The sequence below is a fragment of the Mesonia phycicola genome (genome assembly GCF_900141885.1).
Classification (GTDB): domain Bacteria; phylum Bacteroidota; class Bacteroidia; order Flavobacteriales; family Flavobacteriaceae; genus Mesonia; species Mesonia phycicola.
Genome location: NZ_FQYY01000017.1, coordinates 1 through 7,582 on the forward strand (window position 1 = coordinate 1; position 7,582 = coordinate 7,582).

The following is a 7,582-nucleotide window of genomic DNA, read 5'->3' on the forward strand; positions in this document are numbered from 1 at the left end:
GTTGTGTCCTGCGGACACAGACGCAAAAGCGTCAAAGTTAGCTCTTTTTATTATCTTTACTCCTAACCTTCCCTTAGCTGGGAAATTATACAAAACCGTTAGGCAACATTTGAAAAAAGTTCTCGCCGAAAAATCACCAAACTAATTGAAATGGACAGTTCACTCATTCTGACTTTCGAAAAAAACAATAAAATTATAGTTTTGAGGAAAATAACAAACTATAAAAATTAAATCAATGAAAAACATCGTACTCATTCTTATCGGATTTCTAACAATTCAAACGTTTGCTCAAAATAAGAACTTTATTGACCAACCATTTTTGGAAACAATTGCGGAAATTGACACTTTAGTAACACCTGACAAAATTCATTTAGTTATAATGTTAAACGAAGAAGATAATCGGAACCGAAAATCAACGGAGGAATTGGAAGCTTCAATGTTGAGAGTTCTGAATTCACTAAAAATTGATTTAGAGAAAAATCTTTCGCTTTTGGATTATAGTAGCGATTTCAAAAAATACTTTTTAAGTGGACAAAAAATACTTAAAACCAAAATGTATTCTTTAATTGTTAGCGATGCACAAACTGTTGGAAAGGTAATGGCAGGATTAGAACGTGAAGAAATTTCAAATGTTTCAATTACAAAAACGGAATATTCTGAATCTGACCAATTGTTGCTAAATTTAAAAGCAAAAGCAATTTTAAAAGCCAAACAAAATGCTGAAAAAATGGTTGAACCTCTAAATCAGAAAATCGGAAAAGCAATTTACATTTCGGATTTAGAAACTGCGTCAATAACAAGTCAATTGCAGGGCAAAGTTGCAGGTGTTCAAATAAGAGGATATTCAAGCATTTATGGAAGTCGAGCGAAAGAAGATATTGTGATTGATTTTGAGAAAATGAAGTTCTCTACAAAAGTAAAAGTAAAATTTACAATCGAATAAAAAACGTTGCCTAACACCGTATAATTCCAACTAAGGTTTAGTTGTGTCCTGCGGACACAGACGCTCACGCGTCAAAGTCAGTTCTTTTTATTATCTTTAGTTTCCAAATTCCCTTAGCTGGGAAATTATACAAGACCGTTGCCAAATATGTAAAACAAAAGCAGAAACGGTTAAAAATTCTCTAATATAAAGCACTCAAAATACTCTTAATCGGACTGAAAAACTCAAACGGAAAAAAATAGTAGTTTATTTTAATTATTTACAGGTAAAAATACTATTTGGATGATTTAAAATCACTCAAATGGATAAAATAAAACGTAAAATTTGTTACGGATAAATACTGTCGCGCTTCTACTCTTTAATTTTTAATCTTTAAGAAGTAAAAAGTAAAACTCGTTTTTCCATTATGAAATTCTAACTCGGTTGAATAAAATACTCAAACTGGATAAAATGTTCGTTATTAGCAAAACGGAAAAAACACATTAGGCAACAATATATAACTTCAATCGCTGCTATTTGTGTCCTGCGGACACAGACGCAAAAGCGTCAAATTAAGTTCTTTTTATTATCTTTAACCTTAATTCAACGCAACTGAAAGTTATATTAAACCGTTGTACACAATTACCGAAAAGAAACCGAAAAAGATAAATGACTGAACATAAATACATAAAAGACATAGATAAACTTGAATGTGATTGTTTCCCTGATGAAAATTTTAATTCAACTGATACTTTAGCTTTTAGATGGGTTCATTCCGACTTTAATAATCCTAATAATTTTTTACCTGTTTTTAAAATTGACCCTAATAGAGTTGAAGATTACGAAAATTGTAATCAGAAATGTATGGGTTATGGTTTATCTTTATATAGCAATCTTAGTAAAGCAGAAAAAAAACTAACTAATTATTTAAAAAGAAAACCTCAATTAGTAAAAGTATTTGGAGATTCCATTGCCGAAGGTAAATTAGAAAAAGATGATGGAATTGCAAATAAACCAGACTCGAAGAGTCATTTTACATTTCACGAACACAAAAATTGTAATTTAAAAACTAAATTTGCAACGATAAAACAAATTAAACTTTGAAAAACTCATTAGTTAAAATAAACGGATTCGACATAAAAGAACTACCTTTTTCTTTGGAAAGAGTTGGTGACTTGATGTTTTATGAGGGTCCTTTAATGAGTATATTAAAAGACAATTTAGGTAATGCTTATTTACAAGATTGGGTAGACTCTGACGATAAAAATAATAGATGGCTAATTTACCAAATAAGTCTAAATCAATTAAATGAGTATATAAATAATAAAACATCTCATTTTAGCTTAATAAACAATCCAATAAATGATATTGTGTTTGTTGTAGATAAAAACTCTAAAGGAATTATAGAGAGGTCTTTAGTTTGTTCACCTAATCGACTTCCATATGAATATTTACCTGAAACAAATATTGAATTTGAAAAAGAAGATTCTAGAGATTTAAATAAAATCATTGAATTTTTCGGATTAGATTCTTTGGTAACAACAAAAGAGAACAAAGTATTTGATATTTTAAAAGAAGCTAAAAAATCTAATGAGGAATTAATAAATATACATATCAAATCCTCTAATAGAAAAGTTAGTTACGGAAAAATATATAGTTCTATTTTAGGGAAAATATTACTCAATTATAGTAGTCTTAATTCTGCAACTGCTTTAAATATCTATGACAAAACAGCTAAAATTCCTAAAGAAGATAGACCTAGACGAAAAAAAGGTGAATTAAAAAGTATTAAACAATTAGGAGAACTAGAATTCGTTTATGCCAAAGCTGCTTCTTTTAGCGTTTTTCTACGCCCTATTTCAAAACAAACCGAACTTTTTGATAATCAAACTAGTTCTGAAAAAATAACTAAGACAATTTTTAATTTATTTGAAGCTAGTAAAGATTTAGATAAATTAAAAGAACTTAAAACTACACTGAATGAAGGAATGTTGAATTCATATAACACATTCTTAAAAGAAATTAAAGAAGATGATATTTCAATAAATGTTCAATATGCAAATCCAGAAAATGAACTAATTATTAAAGATTCATTTTCTTCATCAACAGCAAAAACAATTTTGAAAAATTTAGACTCTTTAGAGTTTGAAAACACAAAAGACATCAAGATTAAGGGTAATTTTAAAGCATTAGATTCTTTATCTAAAACATTTAAAGTCGAAAGTTTTGATGGAGATATTTATTCAGGTAAATTTTCAAAACAACTTGAACAAGGAATTTTTAAGTTTAATCTTCAAGATTATTATCAAATAACTGTCCAAGTTGATGAAACAAAGAAGTCTGGAACTAAAAAAATAACTGAGAAATATACGATTGTTTCTTGTGTAGAGTTAGAGAAATAACTGTGTACAACAATGGCTATAAGTAATTGCTTATTCTCGCCTACTTCTGAAAATCCTAGCGGATTTTCAGTTTGGTGTGTACTTGCAAAGTTAAGTGTTAAACCACGCAACTACTCATAGCCGAGACCGTTGTACAACATTTAACCAAACATTGAACATTAAAAAAAAAAAGATTGAATGAAAAAGAAATTACTGATTTTAATACTTATTGGATTTACTCTAACGTCGTGTTATTCACAAAAAAAAATTGATGTTAAAGAAAAGCAGTTCGAACAGAAAATTGATACAATTGTAGAAGAATTAAAATTCAACTATGAATTTGACCAAGCTTTGCGTGAATACATAATCTACAAAACCTTTGATAAAGCAGTAACAGATAGCATTGAAAATCTGGAAAATGAAAAGGGCCGACAAAATTATATTTTTTCGAGAAACTTCAAGTCAGATTTAGCCAAAAGAATATGGAAAGAATTTATTCATCCATCTGATGACAAGTTTACAGAAAGATTAATTGCGATTAGTGATAGCGTTGGATATCCAAGTTTAAAAAGAATTAAAAAATATTATAAGACTGACTTACCAGAGGAGTTTAATCCAACTATTTTTTTTGTCCATTCGAGAGAAAAATATTGGGAAAAAATCAATGAAATTGCAGAAAGAGAATTTAAAAATGGAAATATGGGTAAATGTGATTATGGTTATATTCGTTGGCATACTTCCGGCAGAAAAGAAAATAAATATCTCGATGAAAATGGAATAAAATATGTAGCGAATTCAAAAGGTCGAGCTGTATATATACAAACTTGCGAAGATGAATAAAAATACGTTGCACAACACTGTATAATTCCAACTAAGGTTTAGTTGTGTCCTACGGACACAGACGCAAAAACGTCAAAGTTAGCTCTTTTTACTATCTTTACTCCTAACCTTCCCTTAGCTGGGAAATTATACAAAACCGTTACCACACATTTGAAAAAAACAATACTCATATCAATTATCTTTCTGACTTTATTAGTTGGATGCGGAACTTCAAAAAAAGTATTCCAAAATGAACGGATTTTTAATTACGAAAATCTGAATCTGAATTACGCACTAGAACTTGAAAAAAAACTAAAGTCTGAAGATATTTCTCGAACACATAAAGTTGGACTTGGAGAAAATATTTATCCGAATAAGGAAAATTATGAACTTGAAATTTCTCGAGATTTTAAGCGAATTATAAAACCGAATTTCTCACTCGAAGTTGGTTACTATTTCACAAAGGACAGTTCAATTAGAGTTACTACTTACGAGTGGAATGACTTAAAAAAGAAAAGTTTCAAAACGGAGAAACAAAATCTGAAAACAAAAAAAGCATTTAAGAAAAAATTTACGGAATTGACTGAAATGCTAACTGAAAAGTTCGGAGAACCAACCTTTTCGGAAATACAGTCTGAAAACCAAAAAGATGATGGAACTTATCGAGACGGAATAAAATGGCTGAATAAAAACGGAATGAATGCATATTTATTTGCTTTTGGAAACCCTAAAGGTTCTTATAATCAAATAAGATTATCAATTTATCCGAATTAAAAACGTGTGGTAACACCGTATAATTCCAACTAAGGTTTAGTTGTGTCCTGCGGACACAGACGCAAAAGCGTCAAAGTTAGCTCTTTTTATTATCTTTACTTCTAACCTTCCCTTAGCTGGGAAATTATACAAAACCGTTAGCAAAAATTTGAAACAAACCTATGAAATATATTTTATTACTTTGTCTATGCTTTCATTTTACAAACACATTTAGTCAAGTAAACGAAATAGAAAAGAATGAAAAGTTTATCAAAATTTGGGGTTTATTAAAATATTATCACCCAGAAATAAGTGATGGAAAATTTAATTTCAATAAAGAGTTTATTAAAGAATATCAAAAGGTAGAATTAATTAAAACAAAGGAAGCTTTTGATGAGGAAATGATTGATTGGATAGAAAGTTATGGTATAGATAAATTTGTAGCAAAAGAAAATATTTCTGAGGATAAACTTTTTACCAAAAATTATAGTTTCGAATGGATTAATGAATCAAATTATAATTTCAAACTTTTTAGTTTGCTAAATGAGTTGAAAGAAAATACCAATTACAAAAACTACTATGCAAAAGTTAAAAAATTAAGTTGTTCAGTAGATTTTAGTAATGAAACTTCATTAGCAAATTTTGATTATTCTAAAAAAGAGCATCGACTATTATTTCTTGCTTCATTTTGGAATGCTATGAAATTTTGGAATGTTAATATTTACTTAACTGACACACCTTGGGAAAAGGTATTAAATCAGTTAATATCAGACTTCACTTCAAGCGGAAAAGAAAATTTTGAAAAAGCTAAAGAGAATTTATTCAGTAAATTAAATGACTCACATTCAGATTATAGATACAGTTACACACTTAATTTATTAAACAAGTTTCCAAATTTCGGAGGGAAAATAATAAATGATTCATTAGTAATAACTTCCGTTTATAACAAAAAAATGTTTCAAGAGGATTCTTTATCTAAAGGAGATATAATTTACGCAATAAATGGTGTAAAATTAAATGAATATTATCAAAATAAATTTTCTAATGTAATAAGCGTTTCAAATCAAAATTATTTAAAGAGAGCTATTGAAAAAACATATTTATTAGCCTCTAATAAAGATTCAATTCTTGTTAATATATTAAAAACAAATGGTCAAAACATAAGGCAATACATCCAATTAAGTCCTCTAAAATATCCCGCCGAAAAATATATGCGTTTACGACCTTCAAAAACTGATAACTGGAAGGAGTTGAACACTGAAATTGGATATATAAATTTAAACTACATTGACAGAAAGCAATTAAAGCAAGCATTCAACCATTTTAACCTTTTTAAAGGCGTAATTATTGATTTGAGAAACTATCCAAAAAGTATTGGCGCATCAGATATAGCGAAACACCTTTATCCAGAAAAAACTACATTTTTAAAAGCACTTACATCAATAAAACCATCTTATGGTGATTATGGTTCAAATACAGCATTGAGTTTCATAAACAATCTTTTTGAAGCTGGAAAGAAAAATAAAGCCTATTTTAAAGGGAAAATAGTCTTATTAGTCGATAGAACAACAGCAAGTAAAGCAGAGTGGATTGGAATGGCAATTCAAGCATCACCAAACTGTACAACTATTGGAGAACAAACTTTTGGTGCGGTAATGAATAGAAATCAAATACAGCTCATCGATGGTACCACAATTGACTTTACAGGAGTTGGAGCATTTTATCCAAATAATGAAAGCGTACAACGAAAAGGATTAAGATTAGATTATAAAATAAAAGAGAGTGCTTTACAATATGACAATAATTTATATATTGAGAAAGCGATAAGATTAATCAACTAAAAATAAAAAACTTTTGCTAACACTGTATAATTCCAACTAAGGTTTGGTTGTGTCCTGCGGACACAGATGCAAAAGCGTCAAAGTTAGCTCTTTTTATTATCTTTACTTCTAACCTTCCCTTAGCTGGAAAATTATACAAAACCGTTACCATACATTTGAGAAAAACGATGACAGAAACAAACATTATTACTTCAGAATTAAGAACTGAACCAAATATTGGAAAGAGAATTTTAGCCGGATTTATAGATTATCTAATAATTTACGTATTCTTTTTCATCTATATCTATGCGTTTGGAGAACCAAATGCGGAAGGTGAATATTCTGTAAATGGATTACCAGCACTTGTGCCAATAATCTTTTGGGGAATTATGACTGTCGGACTTGAAATCGGACTCGGAGCAACACTCGGAAATTCACTCGCAGGAATAAAAGCAATTCCAAAAAGCGGAATTAACCGAAAGTTGACTTTTGGTGAATCTTTTAAAAGACATTTACTTGACCCAATTGATATGTTCTTTTTTGGACTAATTGGAATAGTAACAATAAAAAATACAGATAAAAATCAAAGATTGGGAGACACTTGGGGAAACACAATCGTAGTGCGGAATGAAAATCTGACTGAAGAAAAAAGTGAATAAAAACGTATGGTAACACCGTATAATTCCAACTAAGGTTTGATTGTGTCCTGCGGACACAGACGCAAAGGCGTGAAAGTTAGCTCTTTTTACTATCTTTACTCCTAACCTTCCCTTAGCTGGGAAATTATACAAAACCGTTGTAGCACATTTGACAAAAATTCTACTTTTAAAATTGTTAATTGAATTGTGAATAACGTATTAACATACAAATGAACGATAAGAAAATAA

7 protein-coding genes are annotated in these 7,582 nt (G+C 29.3%); all 7 read left to right on the forward strand.

The features are described from left to right. The first annotated feature begins 235 nt into the window (after positions 1-235). The 7 genes from BUC03_RS14510 (at position 236) to BUC03_RS14545 (ending at position 7,354) form a co-directional block, all read left to right on the forward strand. The gene (locus tag BUC03_RS14510; RefSeq protein WP_073153708.1) at positions 236-943 is read left to right on the forward strand and encodes an SIMPL domain-containing protein; all 708 of its coding nucleotides are present in this window, start codon (positions 236-238) and stop codon (positions 941-943) included. A gap of 648 nt (positions 944-1,591) precedes the next feature. Further along, a complete protein-coding gene (locus BUC03_RS14515; protein ID WP_073153710.1) occupies positions 1,592-2,026 on the forward strand; it encodes a hypothetical protein in 435 nt (144 codons plus the stop codon). Beyond that, the gene (locus BUC03_RS14520; protein WP_073153712.1) at positions 2,023-3,324 is read left to right on the forward strand and encodes a DUF6575 domain-containing protein; all 1,302 of its coding nucleotides are present in this window, start codon (positions 2,023-2,025) and stop codon (positions 3,322-3,324) included. The genes BUC03_RS14515 and BUC03_RS14520 overlap by 4 nt, the downstream gene beginning before the upstream one ends. A 177-nt stretch (positions 3,325-3,501) precedes the next feature. Further along, positions 3,502-4,143: a hypothetical protein gene (locus tag BUC03_RS14530; protein ID WP_073153718.1), complete on the forward strand. Its 642-nt coding sequence runs from the start codon at positions 3,502-3,504 to the stop codon at positions 4,141-4,143. 42 nt (positions 4,144-4,185) lie between these two features. Beyond that, complete coding sequence (locus BUC03_RS14535; protein WP_073153720.1) at positions 4,186-4,896, forward strand: hypothetical protein; 711 nt, start codon at positions 4,186-4,188, stop codon at positions 4,894-4,896. Between the two features lie 161 nt (positions 4,897-5,057). After that, the gene (locus BUC03_RS14540; RefSeq protein WP_073153722.1) at positions 5,058-6,716 is read left to right on the forward strand and encodes a S41 family peptidase; all 1,659 of its coding nucleotides are present in this window, start codon (positions 5,058-5,060) and stop codon (positions 6,714-6,716) included. Positions 6,717-6,763: 47 nt separating this feature from the next. Further along, positions 6,764-7,354 (forward strand): RDD family protein, encoded by a 591-nt coding sequence (locus BUC03_RS14545; protein WP_234971640.1) that lies wholly within the window; start codon positions 6,764-6,766, stop codon positions 7,352-7,354. Positions 7,355-7,582: the final 228 nt, after the last annotated feature.